The sequence below is a fragment of the Variovorax sp. RA8 genome (assembly GCF_901827175.1).
Taxonomy (GTDB): Bacteria; Pseudomonadota; Gammaproteobacteria; order Burkholderiales; family Burkholderiaceae_C; genus Variovorax.
Genome location: NZ_LR594662.1, coordinates 4,059,659 through 4,084,116, shown reverse-complemented (window position 1 = coordinate 4,084,116; position 24,458 = coordinate 4,059,659). Strand labels below are relative to the sequence as shown.

Annotated in this window: 23 protein-coding genes; 18 read left to right on the top strand and 5 right to left on the bottom strand. The window is 69.6% G+C overall.

Annotated elements, in window-relative coordinates; translation table 11 throughout:
* Positions 1 to 17 precede the first annotated feature (17 nt).
* A complete protein-coding gene (locus E5P3_RS19125) occupies positions 18 to 803 on the top strand; it encodes a class I SAM-dependent methyltransferase (protein WP_162589754.1) in 786 nt (261 codons plus the stop codon).
* Positions 800 to 1,249, top strand: a complete 450-nt coding sequence (rnhA, locus tag E5P3_RS19120) for a ribonuclease HI (RefSeq protein ID WP_162587413.1) — start codon at positions 800 to 802, stop codon at positions 1,247 to 1,249. The genes E5P3_RS19125 and rnhA overlap by 4 nt, the downstream gene beginning before the upstream one ends.
* A gap of 3 nt (positions 1,250 to 1,252) precedes the next feature.
* Here rnhA and E5P3_RS19115 read toward each other — a convergent pair whose 3' ends face one another.
* The 5 genes from E5P3_RS19115 to E5P3_RS19095 all read right to left on the bottom strand — a co-directional run bounded on the left by E5P3_RS19115 (position 1,253) and on the right by E5P3_RS19095 (position 6,284).
* A complete protein-coding gene (locus E5P3_RS19115; RefSeq protein ID WP_162587412.1) occupies positions 1,253 to 1,756 on the bottom strand; it encodes a Crp/Fnr family transcriptional regulator in 504 nt (167 codons plus the stop codon).
* A gap of 34 nt (positions 1,757 to 1,790) precedes the next feature.
* Positions 1,791 to 3,104: a molybdopterin molybdotransferase MoeA gene (gene moeA, locus E5P3_RS19110; protein WP_162587411.1), complete on the bottom strand. Its 1,314-nt coding sequence runs from the start codon at positions 3,102 to 3,104 to the stop codon at positions 1,791 to 1,793.
* A gap of 75 nt (positions 3,105 to 3,179) precedes the next feature.
* Positions 3,180 to 3,830, bottom strand: a complete 651-nt coding sequence (gene mobA / locus E5P3_RS19105; protein ID WP_162587410.1) for a molybdenum cofactor guanylyltransferase MobA — start codon at positions 3,828 to 3,830, stop codon at positions 3,180 to 3,182.
* A gap of 10 nt (positions 3,831 to 3,840) precedes the next feature.
* Positions 3,841 to 4,965 (bottom strand): GTP 3',8-cyclase MoaA, encoded by a 1,125-nt coding sequence (gene moaA, locus E5P3_RS19100; protein WP_162587409.1) that lies wholly within the window; start codon positions 4,963 to 4,965, stop codon positions 3,841 to 3,843.
* Between the two features lie 269 nt (positions 4,966 to 5,234).
* Positions 5,235 to 6,284, bottom strand: a complete 1,050-nt coding sequence (locus tag E5P3_RS19095; RefSeq protein WP_162587408.1) for a sigma 54-interacting transcriptional regulator — start codon at positions 6,282 to 6,284, stop codon at positions 5,235 to 5,237.
* 328 nt (positions 6,285 to 6,612) lie between these two features.
* On the opposite strand from E5P3_RS19095, the gene E5P3_RS19090 reads away from it, so the two are divergent.
* Genes E5P3_RS19090 through E5P3_RS19015 form a run of 16 tightly spaced genes read left to right on the top strand, consistent with a single transcriptional unit; the run spans position 6,613 to position 24,456 of the window.
* Complete coding sequence (locus E5P3_RS19090) at positions 6,613 to 6,888, top strand: hypothetical protein (protein WP_162587407.1); 276 nt, start codon at positions 6,613 to 6,615, stop codon at positions 6,886 to 6,888.
* Positions 6,885 to 9,011 carry an ATP-binding protein gene (locus E5P3_RS19085; protein ID WP_197893976.1) on the top strand — a complete coding sequence of 709 codons (2,127 nt, stop codon included), beginning with the start codon at positions 6,885 to 6,887 and terminating at the stop codon, positions 9,009 to 9,011. The genes E5P3_RS19090 and E5P3_RS19085 overlap by 4 nt, the downstream gene beginning before the upstream one ends.
* Positions 9,001 to 9,831 (top strand): Pvc16 family protein, encoded by an 831-nt coding sequence (locus E5P3_RS19080; protein WP_162587406.1) that lies wholly within the window; start codon positions 9,001 to 9,003, stop codon positions 9,829 to 9,831. The genes E5P3_RS19085 and E5P3_RS19080 overlap by 11 nt, the downstream gene beginning before the upstream one ends.
* An 18-nt stretch (positions 9,832 to 9,849) precedes the next feature.
* Positions 9,850 to 11,031 (top strand): phage tail sheath family protein, encoded by a 1,182-nt coding sequence (locus E5P3_RS19075; protein ID WP_162587405.1) that lies wholly within the window; start codon positions 9,850 to 9,852, stop codon positions 11,029 to 11,031.
* A gap of 11 nt (positions 11,032 to 11,042) precedes the next feature.
* A complete protein-coding gene (locus E5P3_RS19070) occupies positions 11,043 to 11,468 on the top strand; it encodes a phage tail protein (RefSeq protein ID WP_162587404.1) in 426 nt (141 codons plus the stop codon).
* Positions 11,469 to 11,484: 16 nt separating this feature from the next.
* Positions 11,485 to 11,850, top strand: coding sequence for a phage tail assembly protein (locus tag E5P3_RS19065; protein ID WP_162587403.1), 366 nt, complete (start codon positions 11,485 to 11,487; stop codon positions 11,848 to 11,850).
* The gene (locus E5P3_RS36330) at positions 11,793 to 12,011 is read left to right on the top strand and encodes a DUF6760 family protein (protein ID WP_332107385.1); all 219 of its coding nucleotides are present in this window, start codon (positions 11,793 to 11,795) and stop codon (positions 12,009 to 12,011) included. Before E5P3_RS19065 ends, E5P3_RS36330 begins: the two co-directional genes overlap by 58 nt.
* Positions 12,012 to 12,040: 29 nt before the next feature.
* Positions 12,041 to 12,778: a hypothetical protein gene (locus E5P3_RS19055; RefSeq protein ID WP_162587402.1), complete on the top strand. Its 738-nt coding sequence runs from the start codon at positions 12,041 to 12,043 to the stop codon at positions 12,776 to 12,778.
* Between the two features lie 3 nt (positions 12,779 to 12,781).
* Positions 12,782 to 13,435 (top strand): CIS tube protein, encoded by a 654-nt coding sequence (locus E5P3_RS19050; RefSeq protein ID WP_162587401.1) that lies wholly within the window; start codon positions 12,782 to 12,784, stop codon positions 13,433 to 13,435.
* Positions 13,435 to 14,628, top strand: a complete 1,194-nt coding sequence (locus tag E5P3_RS19045) for a phage late control D family protein (RefSeq protein ID WP_162587400.1) — start codon at positions 13,435 to 13,437, stop codon at positions 14,626 to 14,628. Before E5P3_RS19050 ends, E5P3_RS19045 begins: the two co-directional genes overlap by 1 nt.
* A gap of 15 nt (positions 14,629 to 14,643) precedes the next feature.
* Positions 14,644 to 15,309 (top strand): phage baseplate assembly protein V, encoded by a 666-nt coding sequence (locus E5P3_RS19040; protein WP_162587399.1) that lies wholly within the window; start codon positions 14,644 to 14,646, stop codon positions 15,307 to 15,309.
* A 15-nt stretch (positions 15,310 to 15,324) separates the two neighbouring features.
* Complete coding sequence (locus tag E5P3_RS19035; RefSeq protein ID WP_162587398.1) at positions 15,325 to 15,606, top strand: PAAR domain-containing protein; 282 nt, start codon at positions 15,325 to 15,327, stop codon at positions 15,604 to 15,606.
* Between the two features lie 4 nt (positions 15,607 to 15,610).
* Positions 15,611 to 16,024: a GPW/gp25 family protein gene (locus tag E5P3_RS19030; protein ID WP_162587397.1), complete on the top strand. Its 414-nt coding sequence runs from the start codon at positions 15,611 to 15,613 to the stop codon at positions 16,022 to 16,024.
* Positions 16,021 to 19,491: a putative baseplate assembly protein gene (locus E5P3_RS19025; RefSeq protein WP_197893975.1), complete on the top strand. Its 3,471-nt coding sequence runs from the start codon at positions 16,021 to 16,023 to the stop codon at positions 19,489 to 19,491. The genes E5P3_RS19030 and E5P3_RS19025 overlap by 4 nt, the downstream gene beginning before the upstream one ends.
* A gap of 4 nt (positions 19,492 to 19,495) precedes the next feature.
* Entirely contained in the window at positions 19,496 to 21,631 is a 2,136-nt protein-coding gene (locus E5P3_RS19020) for a putative baseplate assembly protein (protein WP_162587396.1), read from the top strand.
* A 2-nt stretch (positions 21,632 to 21,633) separates the two neighbouring features.
* Positions 21,634 to 24,456, top strand: a complete 2,823-nt coding sequence (locus E5P3_RS19015; RefSeq protein ID WP_162587395.1) for a hypothetical protein — start codon at positions 21,634 to 21,636, stop codon at positions 24,454 to 24,456.
* Positions 24,457 to 24,458: the final 2 nt, after the last annotated feature.

Below are 24,458 nucleotides of genomic sequence, written 5' to 3'. Positions count from 1 at the left end.
GCGGTCAAATTATAGGTTTGCACGAGTGGTTCCAGACCCCTCCAGGCCGCTACCTGCTGGCGTGGGAGCAGTCGCGCTTCGACCAGGCGGTGGCGGACGTCTTCGGCTACCACGCGCTGCAGCTCGGCGTGGCCGAGGTCGACGGCCTGCGCACCAACCGCATGCCGCATCGCTGGCTGGCCCTGGACGACCCTGCGGTCGCCACAAATAGCGCGGCGCTGTTCACCGACTTCACGGCGCTGCCGTTCTCGGCCAACAGCCTCGACCTGGTGGTGCTGCCGCATGCGCTGGAGCTCAGCCACGACCCGCACGGCACCTTGCGCGAGGTCGAGCGCGTGCTGGTGCCGGAGGGCCGCGTGGTGATCTGCGGGCTCAACCCGGCCAGCCTGTGGGGCATGCGCCAGTGGCGTGCGCACCTGTACCGGCGGCTGGGCTTCGGCGAGCTGTTCCTGCCCGACTCGGGCGACTTCATCGGCTACAGGCGCATGCGCGACTGGCTGCGCCTCCTGAGCTTCGAGGTCGAATCGGGGGACTTCGGCATCTACCGGCCGGCGGTGCGCAGCGAGGCCTGGCTCGAGCGCTGCCGATGGTTCGACACTCTTGGCGAGCGCTGGTGGCCGATCTTCGGCGCCGTGTACTTCCTGGTCGCCGTCAAGCGGGTGCGCGGCATGCGGCTGCTGTCCGCCGACTGGCGCCGGGCGGCGCAGCGCGCGAGCGCGCCGGTGCCCATCGCCGGCAAGGTACACCGGGGCCATCACCACCCCCATCACCGATCACGACAACGACAAGGAAGCGGTTCTTGACCGAAGTGCAGATCTACACCGACGGGGCCTGCAAGGGTAACCCGGGCCCCGGAGGCTGGGGAGCCTGGCTCAAGTCCGGGGCCACCGAGAAGGAGCTCTTCGGCGGCGAGCTCAACACCACCAACAATCGCATGGAGCTCAAGGCGGTGATCGAGGGCCTGGGCGCGCTCAAGCGGCCCTGCAAGGTGATCCTTTACCTGGACAGCCAGTACGTGCGCATGGGCATCACCGAATGGATCCGCGGCTGGAAGGCCAAGGGCTGGCTGACCTCGACCAGGCAGCCGGTGAAGAACGTGGAGCTGTGGAAGGAGCTGGACAAGCTGGTGTCCGAAGGCGGGCACCAGATCGAATGGCGCTGGGTCAAGGGGCATTCGGGCGATGTGGGCAACGAACGTGCCGACATGCTGGCCAACAAGGGCGTGGAGCGGGCGCTCGGGCGGCTCTAGCTTCTACAGTCCGGCCGGTCGCGTGACGAGGCGTTCCGGCGCCTCCAGCACTTCGCCCATGCGGGCGCGAAACAACAGCTCGTCGGTGTAGCGCAGGCGGCGGCTGATCTCGCGGCCGATGTTCATCTGGATCAGCGCGAACTGCGCGGCATCGTGCTCGAACAGGCGCAGCAGGTTGTCGGGCGTGATCCGGATGGCGCTGCAGTCCTCGTCGGCGCGTATCGAAGCACTGCGCGGGAACAGGTCCAGGAGCGCCATCTCTCCGAAGCAGTCGCCCGGCCCGAGCCGGCGCAGCAGCAGGCGCTGGTCTTCCCAGCTCTTCGACACGGTCACGCGGCCGCGCTCGAGCACGTACATGCCGTCGGGCAGGTCGCCCTCGCGGCAGAAGTAGTCGCCGGCAGCGACCTGGACCACCGGCGCGGGCTCGAGCAGGAACTCGATGGTCGCGGCGTCGATGGCGCCGAAGATCGGCATCTGCTGCATCAACTCGATTCTGGCTGCGAGCATGCGCGTCTCCTGCGCGGCCCTCCGGGTCGCAATCCTAGATCACACCCTCGAACATCATCACGTCGACCTGGTCGCCGGGCTCGACGCTGCCCTGCGCGTGGTGGAGCACGACCAGGCCATTGGCCTCGACCATCGAGCTGAGCACGCCCGAGCCCTGGTTGCCGGCGATGCGCACCTCGGGGAGCGAGCCCGGCTGCGGCTCGACGCGGCCGCGCTGGTATTCGGTGCGGCCGGGCTTCTTGCGGATTGCGGCCACGCTCTTCGCCCGCAGCAGCGGCGGCGGCGCGCAGCCCCGTTCGTGGCAGCCCATCATGCGCAGCAGGGCCGGCCGCACGAAGGCGAGGAAGGTGACCATCACCGCGACCGGGTTGCCGGGCAGGCCGAACAGCACGGCCGTGCCGCCGGCCTCGCGCTGCCTCGGAATGAGGCCCACCGCCATCGGCCGGCCCGGGCGCATCGCCACCCGCCAGAAGGCCATGTCGCCCTGCTGCTGCATCACGGCACGCGTGTGGTCGGCCTCGCCGACACTGACGCCGCCGCTGGTGATGATCGCGTCGGCCTCGGTCGCGGCGCGGCGCAGCGTGTCGGCCAGCGCGGCGGGGTCGTCGCGCACCAGGCCCAGGTCGATCACCTCGCAGCCGAGGCGCGTGAGCAGGCCGAACACGGTGTAGCGGTTGCTGTCGTAGACCGCGCCTTCGCGCGGCAGCTCGCCCAGGCTCAGGATCTCGTCGCCGGTGGAGAAGTAGGCCACGCGAAGCCGGCGCAGCACCGGCACCCCGGCCAAGCCGAGGCTGGCCACCATGCCCAGCGCGGCGGGCGACAGGCGTTCCCCGCGCAACAGGGCGGGCTGGCCCTGCTGCAGGTCCTCGCCGGCCAGGCGGCGGTTGTCGCCGCGCCGCAGGGCCTTGGCGGGAAAGCGCACCTGTTCGCCCTCGACGAAGCAGAACTCCTGCGGGACCACGGTGTCGAGGCCGACCGGCATCACGGCGCCGGTCATGATCTTGACGGCGTCGCCCGGCGTCAGCGTGCCGCGCCAGGCCGTGCCGGCGAGCGCGGTGCCCACCACGCGCAGGCTCACCGAGGCGTCGCTGGCGGCGTCGGCCGGCAGCAGGGCGCCGTCAAAGGCGAAGCCGTCCATGGCCGAGTTGTCGTGCGGCGGCACGCTCACGGGCGAGATGATGTCCTCGGCCAGCACACGGCCGAGCGCGTCGCGCAGCGCGATGTGCTCGGTCTGCGTGACGACCGCCGATTGCGCGAGCCGGGCCAGGAAGCCCTGCACCGCGTCAACGCCGAGGGCCTTGGGGTCGTAGCCGGCCAGTTCGGCGGCGATCTCGGCAATGCGGCTCATTGAAAAACCCCCGCCCTGCGGGCTGCGGTGCTATTCGCCTTCGGAGCGGCCGTGCGGCTCATGAGAGTAAGCAGTTCAGCGTCGCTGGCTTTCGAGCGCGTGCAGCTCGGCCAGCGTGTTGGCGTTGAAGAAGGCGTCGGGCGCATCGCCCGGACGGTCGAAAGGGACCAGCGCCGTGCGGTGCTGGGCGGTCCAGCGGTCGATCTTGCGGCCGCCCTCCTGCGTGAAGCGCACCAGGCTTTCGAGCAGGGTGGCGCGCAGCAGGCAGAACACGGGCTGCGGCCGCAGGGCCGAGGCGCCGTCCGCTTCGGCCGCGGCCTCGGGGGCGTTGACCATGGCGATCTCGGCGTCGTGCGCGAGCAGCGCCTCGCCGAGGCGCGCGGCCAGGTCGAGGGGGAACAGCGGGGTGTCGCAGGGCACCGTGAGCAGGTAGGGCGTCTCGCAGCGCTCCAGCCCGGTCAGGAAGCCCGCCAGCGGCCCGGCATAGTCCGCGAGGCCGTCGGGCCAGACAGGCACGCCGAAGGATTCGTAGGCCGCGATGTTGCGGTTGGCGTTGATCATCAGCTCGCCGACCTGCGACTGAAGCCGCATCAGCGCGTGCAGCGCGAGCGGCGTGCCGTCGAAGTTCTGCAGGCCCTTGTCGACCCCGCCCATGCGCGAGCCGCGGCCGCCGGCGAGGATGAGGCCGGTGATCTCGCCGGCAGCGATGGTGGCGGGAGCGCTCATCGTGCGGTGCTCATCCGCCGATGTAGCTCATCTCGACACGGCGCGCACCGCTGGCCGCCTCCGTGTCGGGGCCGCGCAGCGCGCGCAACTCGGAGTAGCGGTCGGCCCGGCCCTGCCAGATGTGGCCGATGGCAGAGGCGATCCGCGCATCGTCGGCATCGCCGCGCAGCAGCGGCCGCAAATCGTGTCCGCTGGTCGCGAACAGGCAGAGGTAGAGCTTGCCCTCGGTCGACAGGCGCGCGCGGGTGCAGTCGTGGCAGAAGGCCTGGGTCACGCTGCTGATCACGCCGATCTCGCCGCCGCCGTCGCGGTAGGCCCAGCGCTGGGCGGTCTCGCCGGGGGCGGTGGCGTCGAGCGGCACCAGGGGGAACTCTTCGGCGATGCGTTGCAGCACCTCGGCCGAGGGCAGGACCTCGTCCATGCGCCAGCCGTTGGTGGCGCCGACGTCCATGTATTCGATGAAGCGCAGCACGACGCCGGTGCCGCGGAAGCGCCGCGCCATCGGCAGGATCTCCTGCTCGTTGGTGCCGCGCTTGACGACCATGTTGACCTTGATCGGACCGAGGCCGGCGGCGTGCGCCGCATCGATGCCGGCGAGCACCTCGGCCACCGGGAAGTCGACATCGTTCATGCGGCGGAACACGGTGTCGTCGAGCCCGTCGAGGCTGACGGTGACGCGCTGCAGCCCGGCGGCCTTGAGCGCCGCGGCCTTGCGGGCGAGCAGGGAGCCGTTGGTGGTCAGCGTGAGGTCCAGGGGCTTGCCTTCGGGCGTGCGGATCGCCGCCAGTTGTTCGACGAGCAGTTCGAGGTTCTTGCGCAGCAGCGGCTCGCCACCGGTGAGCCGGATCTTGCGCACGCCGTGCGTGGCGAAGATGCGCGCCAGCCGGGTGATTTCCTCGAAGCTCAGGAGCGCGCTGTGCGGCAGGTACTGGTAGTCCTTGTCGAAGACTTCCTTGGGCATGCAGTAGCTGCAGCGGAAGTTGCAGCGGTCGGTGACGCTGACGCGCAGGTCGGTAAGCGGACGCGAGAGCCGGTCGAGCAGCACGCCGGTCGCCGCCACCGCGTGCTCCGGCAGCGCCGCGCCGCGGCTCGCGCGGCCGATCTGGGAGACGGGGACGATGTGCTTGCTGCTCATGGGAAAGGGCAATTTACCCCATTGCGGGGCTTGGCGCCCCTCTCCGGCTGAATAGAGGCTTGCTGAAAGCGGACATCCGCGCCCGTTCCCTGGGCTACATGCAGCGCGCGCCGTCCACCCAGACGCCAGCCCCATACGGTGATCGCCAGGGGAGCCTCAATGGCGTCACTGCTCTCTGGGATTGGAACGGAGCCCCTACGGAGGTCGGAGCTGACCGCATTTCGACGCACTCGCAACGCCGCGCGTCGATGCAGTCCCAGTCAGGCCTGTCATGGATTTGCCTCGCGGGATGTCGTCTCGGCATTCGAGCACACCGGCCATCGAATCGCGTACTTCTTCGCGAGCTTGCTCAGAGAGGCGCGCTGCATGTCGCACAGCCGCGCCGCCTCGCTGATGTTTCCGTTGGTCATGGCCAGCGCTTCTTCCACGAAGCGGCGCTCGATGACCCTGAGCGCCGAGCGCTTCGCTTCGCGCAGGGACGAGCACGAGGCAACGACCGTGCCCGCCGCTGCGGCGTCGCCATGTGCCAGCGCGGGCGCGCTCGCTAGCAGCGCATCGGCCTCGATGCATAGGCCGCTGCTGCTGAGGTAGGCCCTCAGCAGGGTGTGCTCGAGTTCACGCACGTTGCCCGGCCACGCGAACGCACGCAGAAGCTCGAACCCTGCCCTGCTCATTGACCTGGGAGGACCTCCGGTCGTGCGTGCTGCCTTCTTCAGAAGGTGGGGCACCAGCAAGTCGAGGTCGTCTGGGCGCGCACGCAGCGGCGGCAGTTCGACGCGAAGGACATCGAGTCGAAAGAAGAGATCGGCACGGAAGTCACCGCGCTGCACCAGCTCGCGCAGGTCGGTGTTGGACGCGGCGATGACGCGAACGTTGGCGTGCTGCACCTGGTCCTCGCCGACTGGCCTGAATGAAGCGTCCTGGAGAAAGCGCAGCAGCGTAACCTGCCCGCGCGGCGTGAGTGCTTCGACCTCGTCGAGGAAGAGCGTCCCTCCGTCGGCTTGACGGACAAGACCGCGCCGTGCGCGACTGGCATCGGTGAAAGCGCCGCGCGCATGACCGTACAGCTCGCTTTCGATGAGCGCGTCAGGCAGTGCGCCGCAATTGACCGGGATGAAAGGCTTGTCACGACGCGAGCCCAGGTAGTGCGTGGCGCGGGCGACGAGTTCCTTGCCGGTTCCGCTTTCTCCGACGATGAGCACCGGCGCATTGCACGACGTGTAGCGCATCATCAGCGAGATGGCCGTCTTGAAGCTATGGGACGCGCCCACGATGCCGGCCCTGGCCTGTGCATGTTCGAGAGAACAGCCTTCGTCCATGCTGGTGCTCCTTTCGATCGAGCCAGTCGATCGACCGGCGATTCTAGGAACGCGCGCTGAGCGTGAACATCATCCAAATGGGGTATTGGAGGCCGTGTAGTTTCCGCAACGCCGTGTCGTTGCCGACACGGGGCCCTCGATCGCGCGGCCGCGCAAGGGCGAACCGGGCAGCGGCTCATCGAAATCCGCCGCGAGGCCTGTGTCGCCTTGCACTCGCCGCTCGGCGAGGGCGCCCGCCAAAACACTGGCAAATCAAGCACTTGCGCGCTGCGCTTGGCTGGCACGCTTTGCGCATCTAGCGGCTACCTTCAACTGGAGCATGCTGGCCGTGGCATCCTGTTCATCGTCGATCGAGGAAGTGGCGCAGACCATCCTGCGCTATATCACCGCCCATCCCGATGCCTGCGATTCGCTCGAAGGCATCTGCGATTGGTGGTTGGTGCGCCAGCGCCGCGACGACGCGCGCCGCGATGTGGCCGCAGCCCTGGAGAGCCTGCTCGCGAGCGGCCGCATCGAAGCCTGGAGCTGCGCCGATGGCCTGACGGTCTATCGAGCCGTGCGCCCAGCCCGAGCCCGCACATCGTCATCCAGGAGCTTGCATTGACCGCCGTCCCCGACTTTCAGTTGGAAGGCTTGTGGGTCGCGCTCGGCCGGCTCGATCGCATGCTGGAGCGGGCCACCACCGCGGCCGACGCAGCCTCCTCCGCCCCGGCCGGGCAGGCGGAACCCTATCGCGGTCTCTACATCACGGCGGACGACGTGCAGCGCCTCATTCGGCGCAGCCCCGGCGAGCCCTCCCTCGCAGGCGGCGAACCCGATGGCACGTCGATGCCGGCGGGCTCGCGCTTTCCGTGGCTGCGGGATGCCTTCGGCCTCGACGCGATCGACCTGGACTTCTTGCTTATCGCGCTCGCGCCGGAGGTCGATCTCCGATACGAGCGGCTCTTCGCTTACCTGCAGGATGATGTGACGCGCCGGCGACCCACCGTGGACCTGGCCCTGAATCTCCTGTGCGCATCGCGCGAGGCAAAGATCGTCGGCCGCCGGCGGCTGGCCGGCGACGCACCGCTCGTGCGCCACAAGCTGCTGCAGCTGGTGCCTGACGGCGGTGGCCCGGTCCCGCCATTGCTGGCGCACCATCTGAAGCTCGAGGAGTCCGTGGTGCGCTTCCTGCTGGGACAGCCCGGCCTCGATGCGCGGCTGGCGTCGTTCGCGCGGCTGGAGGCGATGCCCACCGAACCCCGAGCTTCGGACACCGATCCGTTCGACCGTGCCCTGGCCCGTGCGCTGGATGCCCGCGAAAGGTTGCACTTCTATCTCGAAGGGCCGGCCGGCGCGGCGAAGGACGGCGCGGCGGCCAGGCTTGCCGCCAGGCTTCGCAGGCCGCTGCTCGCCGTGGACCTCGGCAGGATGACAGCGCTCGGCAGCGACTTCGATGCCGCGCTCGACCCGCTGCTGCGCGAGGCCCGGATGCTCGATGCCGTCCTCTATCTCTCCGACTTCGATGCACTGCTCGCGCCAGAGAAGAGCGGCGAAGCGAGGGCATTGCAAGCCGGCCTGGAGGACACGGCCCAGGTCATCGTGGCGGCAGGGGAGCGCCCTTGCGGCGCGCATTTCACGACCCTGGCGACGATCGCGATCGCCACGCCGACCTTCGCGCAACGCCGGACCCAATGGGGCACCGAGCTGCGCGAGCGCCACATCGAACTGGACGACCGCGGCATCGACGAGCTGGCCTCGCGCTATGGGCTCGGCAATGCGCAGATCCGCGCTGCCGCCGGCGATGCGGCCCGGCAGGCGGCACTGGCCGGCACGCGTGCCGACCTCTCCATGCTGGCGCAGGCCGCACGGCTGCAGATCGCACGCGATCCCGGCACCCTTGCGCAGAAGATCAAGCCCTGCTACGGCTGGCGCGACCTGGTGCTTCCCGCCGACCAGATCGGACAGCTGAAGGAGGTGTGCCGGCAGGCGCGCCTGCGGCACGTGGTCTACGGCGACTGGGGCTTCGACCGCAAGCTCTCGCTCGGCAAGGGCCTGAGCGCGCTTTTCACAGGGCCGCCGGGGACAGGCAAGACGATGGCGGTCGAGGTGATCGCGAACGATCTCGGGCTGGAGCTCTTCAAGATCGACCTGTCGCAGGTCGTGAGCAAGTACATCGGCGAAACGGAAAAGAGCCTCGACAGGCTCTTCTCCGCGGCAAGGGCGGGTAACGCGATCTTGTTCTTCGACGAGTGCGATGCCCTCTTCGGCAAGCGGACCACGGTGCAGGACGCCCACGACCGCTACGCCAACATCGAAGTCGCCTATCTGCTGCAGAAGATGGAGGAGCACGAGGGCTTGAGCGTGCTGGCGACCAACCTGCGCCAGAACCTCGACGCCGCCTTCACGCGGCGGCTCAGCTTCATCGTCGAGTTTCCCTTTCCCGACGAGGAGAGCCGGCGCCGCCTGTGGCAGTCCATCTGGCCGCCGCAGGTACCGCGCAGCAGGGACCTCGACCTCGAGTTCATGGCCACGCAGTTCAAGCTGCCCGGCGGCGCGGTGAAGAACATCGCGGTGGCTGCGGCCTTCCTGGCGGCCGCGGACGGCGGCGAGCTTCGCACCGAGCACCTGCTGTGGGCGGCGCGGCGCGAGATCGAGAAATCGGGACGCCGCGTGGCGGGCGCGGAGCTGGGCCCCTACCTGCAGCAGGTCGAAGCACTGACTGTGGAGGGGCGTGATGATTCATGAGGTCACCGAGAGCCTCGAGGCTTTCCTCAAGCAGCCCGGGCTTCCGCCGCCCTTGCGCGACGCCGCGATCCGCTTCGACCGGCCCACCGATCCCTACGCGATCGATCAGACGACGGTGAATGTCTTTCTGTTCGAGGTTCGCGAGAACCTCGAGCTTCGGTCCAGCGAAAGCGTCACGCGCCGGGTCGGAGGGCATTCCCTCGTCGAGCCGCCTGCCTACCGTGCCAGTTGCCTCTATCTCGTGACCGCGTGGCCTGTGGGCGGCGCCGACCTGCCCAAGCAGGAGCACCAGCTGCTGGCCCAGGTCCTGCAGCTGATCGCCGGCACGCCCCTCATTCCGCCTGCCTTCCTCACGCCGCAGCTGCAGCTCCAGAAGCCGCCGCTGCCGATGATGGTGGTGCAGCCCGACGGCGTGCGCAACCCCGCGGAGTTCTGGGCCGCGATCGGCAACCGCATCAAGGCATCGCTCCTCGTGTCGATCACCGTGTCGCTGAAGGTCTTCGACACCGCGCAGTACCCGAGCGTCATCACCAGCGGCATCGAGCTGAAGAGCATGCCGGACGGCGCCGATCTCGACGCGCCTTTCTTCCGCATCGGCGGCACGGTGCGGGATGCGGCCACGACGCCGGTCGCCAACGCGAGCGTGCGCATCGTCGAGCGCGGCCGCAGCACGCTCACCGATGCCGAAGGCAGGTTCTCGTTGTCGGCCATACCGGGCGGCAACTTCACGCTGCGCGTCACGGCGGGTGCAGTGACGCAGGACCGGGCCATCGTCGTCCCGGCACCCGCGCTGGGCGGCTACGACGTTCAACTGACTTGAGTCGAGGAGAAACTAGCGATGCCTAACTATGAAGCGCCTGGGGTGTACGTCGAAGAAGTCCCACCATTGGCCAGGCCGATCGCAGGCGTCGGCACCAGCACGGCGGCCTTCATCGGCGTGGCCGACCGGCTCGACCCTGCGGACGTCGGCAAGCCGAAGAAGTTCACCAACTGGACCGAGTTCGCCAACTTCATCAAGGGCGCCGCGCCGACGGACACCACGCCCATCTACACCACCGCCAATCGCACGCTGGCGCTGGCAGTGTTCGGCTTCTTCAACAACGGCGGCACCGCCTGCTATGTGCTGCCCGTCGCCGCGGGCGACATGGCGAATCTGGATCCGTCGCTCGACAAGCTGAAACCCTTCGACGAGATCGCGATCGTCGCCGCGCCCGGCGTCGAGCCGGTCGCCCGCAAGGTCCAGATCATGACGCACTGCTTCAACATGCAGGACCGTGTGGCGCTGCTCGACGGCGTCAAGTTGCCGGCCTCGGACAGCACGCCGGCCGACATCTACGGCGGCCCGATGCCCGTAGGCGGGCCGGCCACCCCCGACCAGTTCAGCTACGGGGCCATCTACTTTCCATGGCTGAAGGTCTTCAACCCCCTGTACGTGCCGGGCGGGGCGGAGCCCGAGCTCATCGACCAGCCGCCGAGCGGACACGTCGCCGGCATCTGGGCGCGCGTCGATGCCGCACGCGGCGTGCACAAGGCGCCGGCCAACGAGGCGGTGCTGGGCATCGTCGACCTGGAGCGCCCCATCGACAAAGACAAGCAGAAGGCGTTGAACCCCGACGGCATCAACGTCATACGGCCCTTCGGCGGCGCACCCATGGTGTACGGCGCGCGCACGCTCGGCGGCAAGCGCAACGGCGAGTACACCTACCTCAACGTCCGGCGCTTCATGAATTTTCTCAAGGAGTCGATCGACGAGGGCACGCAGTTCGTCGTCTTCGAGCCCAACAACCCGGCGCTGTGGCAGCGAATCATCCGCTCGGTGAGCGACTTTCTCTACAACCAGTGGCGCGACGGCGCCCTGTTCGGAGAGACGCCCAAGCAGGCCTTCTACGTGAAGTGCGACGCGGAGACCAACCCGCCGAGCCTTCGCGAGCTCGGCCAGGTCATCACCGAGATCGGCGTGGCGGTCACCAAGCCTGCCGAGTTCGTGATCTTCCGCATCCAGCAAACCACCGGTGAATAGGAGAGACGGTCATGGCCAGAAAGGACCCCTACAGAAACTTTCGATTTCTCGTCGAGATCGATGGCATCGTGCAGGCCGGCTTCTCCGAATGCAGCGGCTTCGGCTCGAACATCGAGGTGGTCGAGTACCGCGAAGGCGGCGAGGCCGCGACGGTGCGCAAGCTGCCCGGAAAGATCTCCTACCCCGACATCACGCTCAAGTGGGGCGTGACGGATTCGCGCGAGCTCTACGACTGGCACCTGGCCGCCATCAACGGCACCATCGACCGGCGCAACGGCTCGATCATCCTGCAGGACGATGCGGGGCAGGAGAAGGTGCGCTGGAACTTCTTCAGTGCCTGGCCCAGCAAGTACGACGGGCCCGACTTCAACGCCAAGGGCAACGACGTCTCGCTCGACAGCCTGACCGTCAGCTGCGAGCGCGTCGAACGCGCATAGCGGCAGGGAGAGCGCCATGTTCCAGACCGAATACGAGTTCACGCTGCCCCTCGGCTACGTGGATGCCGAGGGCGATCTTCACCGCGAGGGCGTGATGCGGCTGGCCACGGCGGCCGACGAGATCCTGCCGCTGAAGGACCCGCGCGTGCAGAGCAACGAGGCCTACCTCACGGTGATCCTGCTGTCGCGCGTGATCGCGCGCCTGGGCTCGGTGGCGCAGGTCACGCCGAAGGTGGTCGAGGGGCTGTATGCGGCCGACCTCGCCTACCTGCAGGAGTTCTACAACCGCATCAACCGCAGCGGCCGGGCGACCATCGAGGCCGAGTGCCCGAAGTGCGCCCACGAGTTCGCGCTGGAGATGAACAGCCCGGGGGGATCGTAGGCTACCCCCTGCCCGCGCTGTACAGGGAGGTAGCCTTCATCGCCTATCACTTCCACTGGTCGCCGCAGGAGGTGCTGACGCTCGAGCATGCGCAGCGGCAGCGCTGGGTCGAAGAGATCTCGGCGATCAACGAGCGGGCGAACAGCGAAGCGAATCCGTAGCGTCAGCAGAACTTCGATCAGGAGGCGGCGTGAACAGATGGCAAGGATGGGCACGGCAGTTGCGGCGGCAGCACGGCCGTCGCGACGCCTGGCATGCGCGTGGCGCGATGGTGCTGCTGCAGCGCGGCGGCGGCCTGGTGTCGCAGGTGCTCGTCACCTCGTGGCGGGCGATCCTGCAGGTGCATGCGCACCTCGGCGTGGTGCGGCCGGTCAGCATGCCGGCGGCGACGCTGATGCGGCAGACGCGGGAGCTCCTCGTACACGCGCCGCGCGCATCGCTGCATCGGCAGGGCGACGCTACTGCCCCGCCACCGGTGGCAGCCGTCGAACGCGAGCGTCCCGCCTATCCCGCGCTGCGCTTTCCGCCGCCCGTCTTCGCGCAGGGCCATCGCGGGCGCGAGGCCGCAGGCTCTCGAAATGGGGCTCCCGCGCCGAGGCTCGATCCGGCCGCGCAGCTGCCGGGTGCTTCGCGGGTGGTCGCGCAGGCGGCAGAGATCGTCACGCGCGTGCATCGCCGCGCCCTGCGGCAGGAGCTGGTGCCGCCATCGAAGCCCCTGGCGCTGGCCGCCCCGCAACGCATGCCGGCCCCGGCGGGGGCGGCGCCGGCCAGCGAATGGATGCCGGCGCAGACGGCGCCCATGCCATGGGAGCAGGGCAGGGCGCCGGCGGCCGCCCCGGCCGTCAGCGTCGAGGCGCTCACCGGCCTCGTGATACAGCAGATCGACCGCCGGTTGATCGCGTACCGCGAACGAATGGGGAGGGTCTGAGCCATGGCGCTGGCAAAGGCAACCATCACCATCGAGCACAGCGGACAGCAGTTCGAGGTGATGTTCAACCCCGAGGAATACAGCCTCAACAAGGACAACAACTACGCCTCGCAGGCGATCCCGGGGCTGAGCTCGCCCATCCTCCAGTTCGTGCACGGCAACCTGCGCACGCTGGAGATGGAGCTGTTCTTCGACACCACCGATGCGCGCACCGACGTGCGCGACGAGACGAAGAAGGTGGTCGACCTGCTCAAGATCGATTCGCAGCTCCATGCCCCGCCCGTGGTGCGCGTGGCCTGGGGCTCCCTGCAGTTGCGCTGCGTGCTGGCGCGCGCCAACCAGAAGTTCATCAAGTTCCTGGAAGACGGCCGTCCCACGCGGGCGCGCGTGACCGTGAGCTTCAGCGAGTTCATCGATCCCGAGCGCGAGGCCAAGGAAGTCAACCGCCAGACGGCGGACTTCAGCAAGGCCTACACGGTCCAGCCCGGAGACACGCTCACGGCCATCGCCTTCCGCTTTTACGAGGATCCAGCGCTGTGGCGCCCGATCGCAGTCGCCAACCGCATCGACGATCCGCGCAGCATCGCGCCGGGCCAGGCCCTGCACGTGCCGGCGCTGCCCTTCACCGATCTGGCCAGTGGGGAGGTGACCGTCTGATGCGCCTCGCTCCCGAATTTGCGCTCGGCATCGATGGCAACGCCATCCCCGCTGCATTGCGCGCCTCCATCGTCAGCATCAGCTACACCGACGGGATCGAGGGCGCCGACCGGGTGGAGGTGAGCATTGCCAATCCCTCGCTGCAATGGCTCGACCATCCGCTGCTGCAGGTCAACAACGCGTTCCGCCTGTCGATCGGCTATGCGCCCGGGCCGCTCGAGGAAGTGTTCGTGGGCGAGATCACCGGCGTCGAGCCCTCCTTCCCCGCGAGCGGCATCCCGATGATCCGCCTGACCGCTCAGGACCTGCTGCAGCGCCTGCAGATCGGCACCAAGGACCGCTCCTTCCGCATCAAGATCCCATCGGTCGGCAACTTCCCGCTGCCCGATTCCGCCGTGGCGGCGCTGGTGAGCGGCACCAACGGCCTGATCCCCGAGCTCGATCCGGTCGGCGGCACCCTGTCGACGCTGATCGGCCTGGCCACCTTCCTCGCCTTTCCGCAGTTCGCCCAGATGTCGGTGCGCAAGCAGAGCGGCGTGAACGACTTCCAGTTCCTCACCGAGGTGGCGAAGGACAACGGCTGGCAGATGTACATCGACCACACGGCCGAGCCGCGCGGCCGGGTGCTCAAGTTCCAGTTCCTGATCCAGGACTACGCGCCCAGCCTCACGCTCAAGTGGGGCGCCTCGCTGATGGACTTCACGCCACGGCTGTCCACGGTCGGCGAGATCGAAGGCGTGGCCGCGCGCGTCTGGGTCGACAGCATCAAGATGGACTTCGTCATCGCGCTCAACTGGGACTACGACCGCGCGATGTTCAAACTCTCCATCACGCCCGGCGGCGAGCTCGGCGAGCTGCTGGCGCCGGGCAAGGTCACGACGATCAAGCCGGCCAGCTACGCCACCGCGCCGCGCAAGATCCTGAGCGAGCTGCTGCCCAAGCTGAACAACCGCCTCACTGGATCTGGCAGCACCGCCGGCGATCCGCGCATCAAGGCCAGCCGCGTGGTCAACCTCGAAGGCCTGGGCGCCCAATTCGGCGGCCTCTACCGCATCACCTCGGCCACCCACACCATCGACGGCGGCGGCTACAAGACCAGCTTCCAGGCGCGCAAGGAAGTGTGGTTCGGTTCCATTCCCGCACCCAGGGGCGCCGGCGGGCTGGTGCGGCTGCAGGGTCAGTTTTCTGTCTAGGGAGGACCGGGCACCATGAACGACGCATTGTTCGAACGACTGGAGCAGCTGGGCCCGGAGTCCGTGACCGAAGGCTTCGCCATCGCGCCGGGCATCGTCACCAACAACCTCGACGCCATCTCCGAGGGGCGGGTGCAGGTGCGCATCCCGTCGATCCCGGCCATGGAGCCCTGGGCGCGCATGCCTTCGATGGGAGGCGGGTCGGGGCGCGGCTTCGTGTGGATTCCGCAGATCAACGACGAGGTGCTGGTGGCCTTCGCGCAGAACGATGCGAGTGCGGCCTTCGTGCTGGGCGGCCTGTGGAGCACCGCCGACCGGCCGCCGCTCACGCTGCCCAGCGATTTCCTGGTCAAGCGCGTCATCAAGACCGGCATGGCGGGCGGACTGGGGCACGAGGTGGTCTTCGACGACCTGACGCAGTCCATCACCATCACCAGCAGCACGCAGCAGAAGATCACCATCGACCCGCTCTCGATCAAGATCGAGAACACCGCCGGCACGCTGTCCATCGCGCTGGACAACGCCTCGCAGACGGTCAGCGTGCAGTCGGCGCTGAAGATCGAGCTCAAGGCCACGCAGATCTCGCTGGAAGGCGTGCAGGTGGACATCAAGGGCGCGATGGTCAACATCCAGTCGTCGGGGCCGTGCAGCGTGCAGGGCCTGCCGATCAAGCTGAACTGATGGAGGAAGCGGACCATGCCCCCCGCAGCCAGAGTCGGCGACCCCACGGCCCATCCGGGCGTTGTCACCGGGCCCGGCGTGGCAACGGTGCTGATCGGCGGCATGCCGGCCGCCGTAGTGGGCGACATGCACGCCTGCTCCATGCCGCCGGTGGCGGGCCCGCATCCGCCCACACCCCTCGTCAAGGGCAGCATGACCGTGCTCATCGGCGGGCGGCCCGCGGCCCGCGTGGGCGACATGAGCGGCTGCGGCGCGCCCATCGTCATGGGCATGCCGCTGGTCGAGATCGGAGGGTAGGCGCATGAACCCAACCGGATCTTCCGCACCCTTCCTCGGCCGGGGCTGGGCCTTCCCGGTCGGCATCGACGCCGGGCTCACCGCCACCGCGGCCTACGAGCAGGACGTGGAGCAGGCGATCCTGATCATCATGGGCACCGACCGCGGCGAGCGCGTCATGCGGCCGGACTTCGGCGCGGGTCTCAGGGCCTTCGTGTTCGAGCCGCTGAACCCGGCCACCATGGAAGCGCTGCGCCAGCGCGTGAACGAGTCGCTGGTGGACTGGGAGCCGCGCATCGACGTCGAGAAGGTCAGCGCCAGCGCTGCGGCGGGAGGCGAGGGCAAGGTGCTGATCGAGGTCAGCTACCGCGTGCGCGCGACCAACTCGCACCACAACCTCGTGTATCCCTTCTACCTCGAGGAAGGATCCGCGCGGTGAACACGAAGCCCTCCATCGAGCTGGACCGCCGGGACGCGCAAGCGCTGCTCGCCGCCATCCTCGCGCGCCGCGCGGGCTACACGCCCGAGTGGCTGGCCGCGGACAAGACGGCCGGCCGCGGCCTGGCGGCGATCGCGGCGCGCTACCTGGAGGCCCTGGCCCAGCGGCTGGGGCAGGTGCCCGACAAGCTGAAGCTGGCCTTCCTCGACACCGCCGGCCTGAGCCTCATCGCCGCCCAGGCGGCGCGCGCGCCGGTCGTGTTCCGGCTCGGCGAGCAGGCCACCGGCGGCTCGGCGCCGCCCCGCACGCCGGTGGGTGCAGCGCCGCCGGCGGGCAGCAGCGAGCAGATCCTCTTCGAGACCGAGCGCGCGGTCGGCGTCACCGCGGGCAGGATCGTGCAGCTGGTGAGCCTCTGGCCGGGCCGCGACGAGTACATCGACCACAGCGCGGCCTTCGCCACGGGCGCGCCCGTCGAGCCCTTCGCAGCCCGGCTGCGCCAGCCGGTGCCGCACCATCTGCTGCTGTCGCACCCGGTGCTGCTCGCGCTGTCGGGCAAGGTGCAGCTCGCGGTCGAGTTCGAGCTGCAGCACGGCGCGGCCTCGCACCTCGACCTGGTCTGGGAATACTGGGATGGCGAAACCTGGCGCGGCTTCGTCGCCAGCAGCAAGGAATGCGGCGTCCAGCAGGCCGAGGACCTCGACAGCACCGACGGGCTCACGCAAAGCGGCAGCTACCTGCTGGAGGCCGACTGCGCATCGGCGGCCAGGACGAAGGTCAACGAGGTCGAGGGCTACTGGCTGCGGGCCAGGCTCACCGAGCCGCTGCCGCCCGATGCCGACCAGACGCTGCCGGAGGTCGACACGATCCGCGTTTCGAGCACGGTGAACGCCGCGCTGCGCGGAAGGATCGCCGTGGCCGAGCCCGTGGCGGGCGAGGCTTCGGCACAGGCGGGCGGCGCCGTGTTCCATGCCGCCGCCATTGCCGTGCCGGAAGCGGCCACGACTCGCTTGCACGGCAAGGTCACCAACGATGCGGGCCAACCGGTCGAGCGAGCCCTGGTGCAGCTCACCGATCGCGCCGACCCGAGCCGTCCGGCCTACAGCTCGTCGCTCACGGCCAAGGACGGCCTCTACGAAATCCCGAACGTCAACTTCAGCCGCCCCTACGACTACGAGGTCACTTTCGCCGACATCCGGTTCTCCGGCCCCGCCCAGACACTCCGCCCCCGGGAGCAGGCCTCGGCGGCCAGGCCGGTGGTGAACCTCAGCCTGTCGATCGAAGGCCTCGCACCCGACCAGGCCTTCGCCGACGCCACGGCCCTGGACCCGAGCAAGCCCTTCTATCCGCTCGGCCAGCAGACGCAGCCCGGCTCCACCTTCTACTTCACCAACGCCGAGGCCTTCACCAAGCCGCTCGCGAAGGTGCGCCTCTACCTGGCGCGCACGCTGTCGCCGCAGGACGAGGGGGCCGTTTCCGGTGCCGACACGCTGGCTCACCAGGTGGCCTGGGAATACTGGAATGGCCGCCTGTGGGCTCCGCTCGCGGTGGTCTCGAACCTGGTCGACTCGCAGCTCGACCTGAACCGCACCGAGGTGATCGACTTCACCGTGCCGATCGACATGGAGCCGGTCAAGGTCAACGACAAGGAAGAGCGCTGGGTGCGCGTGCGCCTGCAGAGCGGCTCCTATGGCTTCAAGAAGAGCATCGCCTTCAAGACCGACGCGGCGCCGCCCGCCGGCCCCGACAGCACCTTCACCTACGTGGCCGCGCAGCCACCGGTGCTCGCGGCCCTTGCCATCGGCTACACGTGGCAGTACGGCCCCTTCCATGCCGAGCGCGTGTTCGCGTACAACGACTTCGCCTACAAGGACCGGACGTCGGAAGCGATGTGGCCGGGCACGACCTTCCCGCCCTTCGAACGCGTCGCCGACCTCACGCCCGCGCTGTACCTGGGCTTCGACAAGAAGCCGCCCGCGGACCAGCTCGGCCTGTTCTTCGACATCGTCGAAGCGCCCGGCAGCGTCGCGGGGCCGGCGCTGGTGTGGGAGTATTGGGGCGAGGGCGCGCAGTGGCGCCGTACGCCGGTGGAGGACGAGACCGGCTACTTGCGCCGGCCCGGCATCGTGGGCGTGCTGGCGCAGCCCGACGACACCGCGCTGGCCCGCTTCGGCCGCGCGCTCCATTGGATGCGGGCCCGCCTCAAGGAAGACGGCCCGCCCGGCGAGCCGGTCTGCACCGGCCTGCACGCCAACGCCGTCTGGGCCTCGGAGCGCCACACGCTGCGCGACCTGCCAGTGGGCACCAGCAGCGGCACGCCCGGCCAAGTCTTCTCGCTGACGCAGACGCCCATCCTCGCGGGCGAGCGCATCGAAGTGCGCGAGCTCGGCGGCGCCCGCGCCAACGTCGAGTGGCGCATCCTGGCGATGGAGCTCTGGGGCGGCGACGGTGCGGTGCTGGCCGAGCTGGAGCAGCGGCTCGCGCGCGAGAGCCAGGATGCCGAGGTGACGCTGGGTCCGCTGCGGCTGCGGCGCAACCGGCAGAAGCAGGTGATCGAGGCCTGGGTGCGCTGGGAGCGCCGTGCGCAACTGTTCTTCTCCGGCCCCACGGAGCGGCACTATGCCCTCGACGCCGCCGTCGGGCGCCTGGTCTTCGGCGATGGCGAGAACGGCCGGGTGCCGCCGGCCGGCGCGGCCATCCTGGTGCGAGAGATGAGCGTGGGCGGCGGCTCCAAGGGCAATGTGGAGGCGCGCAGGATCACGCAGCTGCTGGGCGTGGTGACGGGCATCGAGGAGGTCTTCAATCCCCGCGCCGCGGAGGGCGGCGCCGACGGCGAGCCGGCCTCGGCCGTGCTGGAGCGCGGCCCCCGCACCGTGCGCCACCGCGGCCGCGCGCTGGCGCCGGGCGACTACGAGGCGCTCGCCGTCGAAGCCTCGCCGGCGGTGAAGGTCGTGCGCGCGATTCCCGGCCGCAGCCCCTCCGGCCAGATGTTGCCCGGCTGGATCACCGTGCTGATCGTGCCCTACAGCAAGGACCCGCGGCCCTATCCCTCCTTCGGCCTGCGCGACCAGGTGCGAAGGTTCATCGAGGCGCGCGCGCCGGCGGACATCGCGGCGCTGCACCGGATCCATGTCACCGGGCCGAGCTACCTTGCCGTCGGCGTCTCGGCGCGCATCGCGCCCGCCGACCCGAGCCAGGCCGGCACGGTCGAGAAGGCGGTGCGCGCTGCGCTCGAACGCTTCCTGCACCCGCTCTTCGGCGGCCCGGGCGGGCGCGGATGGGACCTGGGCCGCGACGTGTTCATGTCGGACATCGCCGCCGAGCTGGAGCGCACGCCGGGCGTGGACTACATCGAGGAGCTCGCCCTGTCGATCGACGGGGTCCCGCGGGGCGAATCGGTGCGCGTGGGCGACCACGAGGTGGTTGCGGCCGGGCCGATCCTGCTGCGGCTCGACGAGGCGGAGGGCTAGCACCATGGCCATCCCGTTGCCCAATCTCGACGATCGCCGCTGGTCCGACCTGGTGGAGCAGGGCCGCGCGCTGATTCCGCTGTATGCCCCGGAGTGGACGGACCACAACGCCTCCGACCCCGGCATCACGCTGATGGAGCTGCTCGCCTGGATCGCCGAGACGGACGTGTTCCAGCTCAACCGCCTGACCGACCGCCAGAAGCACCGCCTGCTGCAGCTGATGGACATCCGCCCGAGCCCGCCGCAACCCGCCACGGTGGTGGTGGGGTTGCGGGTCGTCGCGGGCGCGGGCCCGGTGTCGCTCCCCGAGTCGCTGGATTTCGCCGGAGCGCGGCTCGATGGTGCGGCGGCGCTCCTGAAATCGACCGGCCCGATCGACGTCGCACCGGCCGCCTTGCGCGCCATCCAGCGCAGGGAAGCGAGCGGCTTCCAGGACCTCACAGCCGCGTGGACGCGCAACGAGGCGATCGCGCTGTTCGGCGAATATCCCCGGCCCGGCGCCGAGTTCTACCTGGGCTTCGACTGGCCGCTGCCGGTGGGCGCGTGGACGCAGCTCTACTTCTTCATTCACGGCGCGCTGGCCGGGCTCGAGGAGCGCCGGCGCATCCAGGCCGAGACGGGCGCAGACGGCGCGCTGCGCCACCATGACGCACGCGTGGCGTGGGACTACCTCGCCGACGTGGGCGGGTCCGCGCGCTGGCTGCCGCTCGACGCGCAGGACGGCACGCGCGTCTTCACGCTCAGCGGCGCGGTGCGCCTGCGCCCCCGGCAGCCGATGAAGCCGACGGCCCTCGGCCCGGTGAGCGAGTCCCTCTGCTACCTCCGCTGCCGCTTCGTGCAGGGCGCCTTCGACGAAGCGCCGCGGGCCGCGCGCGTGCTGGCCAACGGCCTCGAGCTGGTCCAGTCGGTGCCGGTCTGGCAGTCCTGGACCCTCGCGCGCGGCGCCGTCGTCTCGGGCCCGTTCACGCCCGGGCAGGCGACCGGCCTGCAACTCAAGATGCAGGGCGGGGAGATCTCCGAGCTCTCGGTCGACGACGACCCCGATGCGCCGCGCTTCATGGTGCTCGGCTATGTCGCGCCCACCGCCGGTGCCTCCGGTCTGCTGACCGTGCAGGCCTCGCTGGCCGGCGCCGGCAGCGGTGAACCAGGCCAGGTGATCACGCTCGCCCGCAGCCCGCTGGTCGAATCCACGCTGCGCTTCTTCAGCCTCGAGGGCACGCGCTGGCGGCCGTGGATGCGGGTCGACGACCTGGCCGCGGCGAAGCGCGCGGACGCGCAGGTCCTGCTCGACCCGACCCGTGGCGAACTCAGGTTCGGCGACGGAGAGCACGGCCGCGTCGCGCCCGCCGGCTGCCTGCTCTTCGCCTTCTATGAGTCGACCCTGCCGGCCCCGGCGATGGCGGGCGTGTCCGGCATCGCCGACACGCCGCGCAACCGCGTGCTGCTGGCCGACCCGGGTGCGATCGGCCGCATCGCCGCAGGCCCGCCGATCGAACTGGAAGCCGCGCGGCCTGCCGAGACGCTGGGCCATGCGATCGGCCGCGCGATCGAGTCGCGCGAGGCCCGCCTGCGCGCGGTGACCGTGGAAGATTTCGAAGCGCTGGCACGCGAGACGCCGGGCCTGCGGGTCGCGCGCGCCATCGCGCGGCCCAATCTCTACCCCGGCCTTCCCTGCGTGAGCGCCGCGGGCGTGGTGAGCGTCATCGTGCTGCCCTCGCTGCCCGCATCGAGGCCTTCGCCGAGCGCGGGACTGATCCAGGCGGTCGCCGCGCGGCTGGACCGGCGACGCATGATCGGCACGCGCGTGGTGGTCAGCGCGCCGCGCTACCTCGAAGTCGCCGTGCGCGCGCGGCTGCGTGCGTTCGAAGGCAAGGACAAGGCGCGGCTGTCCACCGCGGTGGCCGCCGCGATCGACGCCTTCTTCCATCCGCTGACCGGCGGCCCGGACAAGACCGGCTGGCCGCTGGGCCGCGACGTCTACCGCGCCGAGCTGATGCAGGTCATCGACGAAACGCCCGGCGTGGACCATGTGCTGTCGCTGGAGCTGGTGGCGCAGGGCTGCGAGCCCAGCTGCGGCAACGTCTGCCTGCAACCCACCTGGCTGGTGGCCGCGGGCAGCCACGAGATCGAGGTGCAATGACCATGTCGACGCTCCATCGCATCGAGTTCGAGCGGCTGCGCTACTGGCAGGGGCAGACGCTTCGCGCGGCCGACGACCGCGACCAGCGCCGCTTCGACGCGCTCAGGCGCCGCCTGCACAACCTCGCGCTGCATTCGACCGAGGGCGTCGCCTTCGGCCTTCGCGTGACGCGCATCGACGAAGACCCGGTGACGTGGGAGGTCGCGTGCGGCCTGGCCTACGACTGCCGCGGGCGCGAGCTGCTGCTGCAGCGGCCGCGCCGCATCGACATGCCGACGCAAGCCGCCTGGCTGGTGCTGCGGCCGCGCAAGGCCGGCAGGCGTTCGTCCGGCGCTTCTGCCTGCTGCGTGGCGTCCGAGCCGGGCTGCATCCCCGACGAAGCGCTGCTGCTCGACGCGGACTTCGAACTGGCGTGGACCGGGGGCGAGAGCGAGCCCGTGGAAGGCGTGGCATTGGCGCGGCTCGATGCCGAGGGCGTGCTGGATGCGCAATTCCGCCCCCGGCAGGCGCGCCCCCTCGCCAAGCCCCGGCTGGCCCGCGGCGAGACGGTGCGCGGCGACACGCCATGGGAGCCCTGGACCATCCAGGAGCCCGACGGCAAGGGCGGCTTGCGCGATCGGGTGGTCGGCGTGCAGACGCACATCGACACATCGGCCGCGGGCTTCACGCGCACGCCTTGCTACATCGCCACGATCCAGAGCCAGACGTGGAATCTTGCGAAGACCGAATTTGCGCCGGCCTTCTTCCCGCATGTCGCCGATGCCACCCCGGCCGGGTTCACCTTCCGGTTGTTGATGACGGAGATCGCGCGTCGGCGCTACGAAGCCCTGGCCGATTTCTCGCGCGTGACGGAGACGACACGCGGCGTCGGTGATCGGTTGCAGGTCACCGTGGCTGCCGCCGCTGCCTTCAGAAAGGGCGACATGGTGGCGCAGCTGCGCCCGCGGTCCGACAAGGTGGTGCGCGTGCTGAAGAGCGATTCGTCCAAGCTCACGCTGGAGGCGGCGCTCGACGGCGCGCGGCAAGGCAGCGAGCTGGCGGTAGGCAACCTGCCGCGCATGTCGAAGGTGACGGAGGTGAAGCCCGTCGACCCGGCCGTGCTTGCAGCCGTCACTGCCGCGCCGCAAATCAGGAAAGGCGATGTCCTGTTGCGCATGTCGGACGGCAAGCTTGCCGTCGTCGACCGCGTCACGCAAGGCAAGCTCGTGGTGGGCGATCCGTTCGAAAACTGGACCACGGCAGACACGCTCATGGCAGCGCGCCCGAGCGCCTCGGTGGAGGTGAAGAGCGCGAGGGTGTCCGATGACGGTTTGAAGACCTCGATCGAACTGAAGCCCGCGAGCCATGCTGTCGGCGTCGGCATGGTCCTTGTCCTGCTCAATGAGAACAAGCGGCCCCTGGCGACCGTCGCGAAGGTGGCGAGCCGCAGCGGCGCCATCATCGAGGTCGAGCCCGTGTTGTCGAACGAGGCGCTCACCGCGCTCCGACGCGTCGTGCCCGCGGAGGCATCGGTCACGGTCCAGAGCCTGGAGCCTGCGAGCCGAAGCACCCTGAGCGTGGAGTCCGTCGGTCCCTTCGCCGAAGGCGATTTCGTGGCGATCGTGGGGCGGCCCGGGCAGATCGCGCTCGTGAAGGACATCGATGAAGACAAGAAGCAACTCGAGCTGTGGCCGCCCCTCGACAACGTGCAGGTCGGCGAGCATGTCGTGGCGGCGAACTGGCGCTGCGCGACCACGGTCAGCGCCGTCGATGTGCCGCCGACGACGCGGGTCGTCGTCGGCCGCGCGAATGCGGCGCTGCCCGGGTCCTTCGTGGTGCTGCGCATCGACGACGAGTTCTCCGCGCCGGTGGCGGTCACGAACGTACAGGGCGCCACGCTGACGCTGGCGACGCCTTTCGTCGAGCTGAAGCGGCTCGACACGCTCGCGGTCGGCGTCTTTCCGGGCATCGTCACCGTGGTTGCGCAGGGCGCGCAGCCGGAACAAGTCACGATCGCGGAGCCAGGGCGCCTTGCGGCCGGCGACAGCGTGGTGCTGCTGCCGGCTGCGGGTGCTGCGGCCGTGCGGCCTGTGTTCCAGGTCGTCACGGCCAGCGGGACGCTGGCCGTGCTCAGCGAATCGCCTGGACTGCTGAACCCGGGGCAGCAGCTCGCCTGCGTGCACTGGCGCGATCGGGTGTCGCTGACAGCCGTCGGCGACATCGACCCGACCCAGGTCGAGGTGGATGGCGAGCTCGTGTTTCGCGAGAGCGACGTGGTCGGCATGCTGAACCACTATGCCGACAACGCCAACCCCGGCATGGTCGAGGCGGTCGCGGGCAACGTCCTGACCCTCGCGCTGCCCGGCATCGAGCACGGCGACGGCATCGTGAAGAAGGACTGGATCGACGGCGGCATCGTCGGCCCAGCGGCGGTCAGCTATCTGCCGGGCGCGCAGCAAACATTTCCTTCGCAGCTGCAGCCCTTCGTTCGCATGAAGACCACCGATGGCCTGGAGCGCCCGGCGCAGGCGGTGGCCTATGGCCTGGACCTGCTGAGCGGACGCTTCGTGTCGGCCGGCGTGCTCCCGCTCCTGACTGACCCCGCGAGCGGGCAGGTCGCTCTGTTGCGGCTGGATGCGAACACCACCTTCCGCTTGCGGCCCGAAACGCTGTCGCTCGTCACCAGTTTCAACACCGAGTTTCCGCGCGCGTTCGCGACCTTCGCGCAGAAGCAGAAGCTCTCGGTTCGCTGGACCGCCTGCCTGCAGGAGTTCGCGCCGCACGCCCGCTGCCCCGGCCAGCAGACCCACGACCCTTGCGCGCAGGGCCACTCTTCCGAGGACTGAAA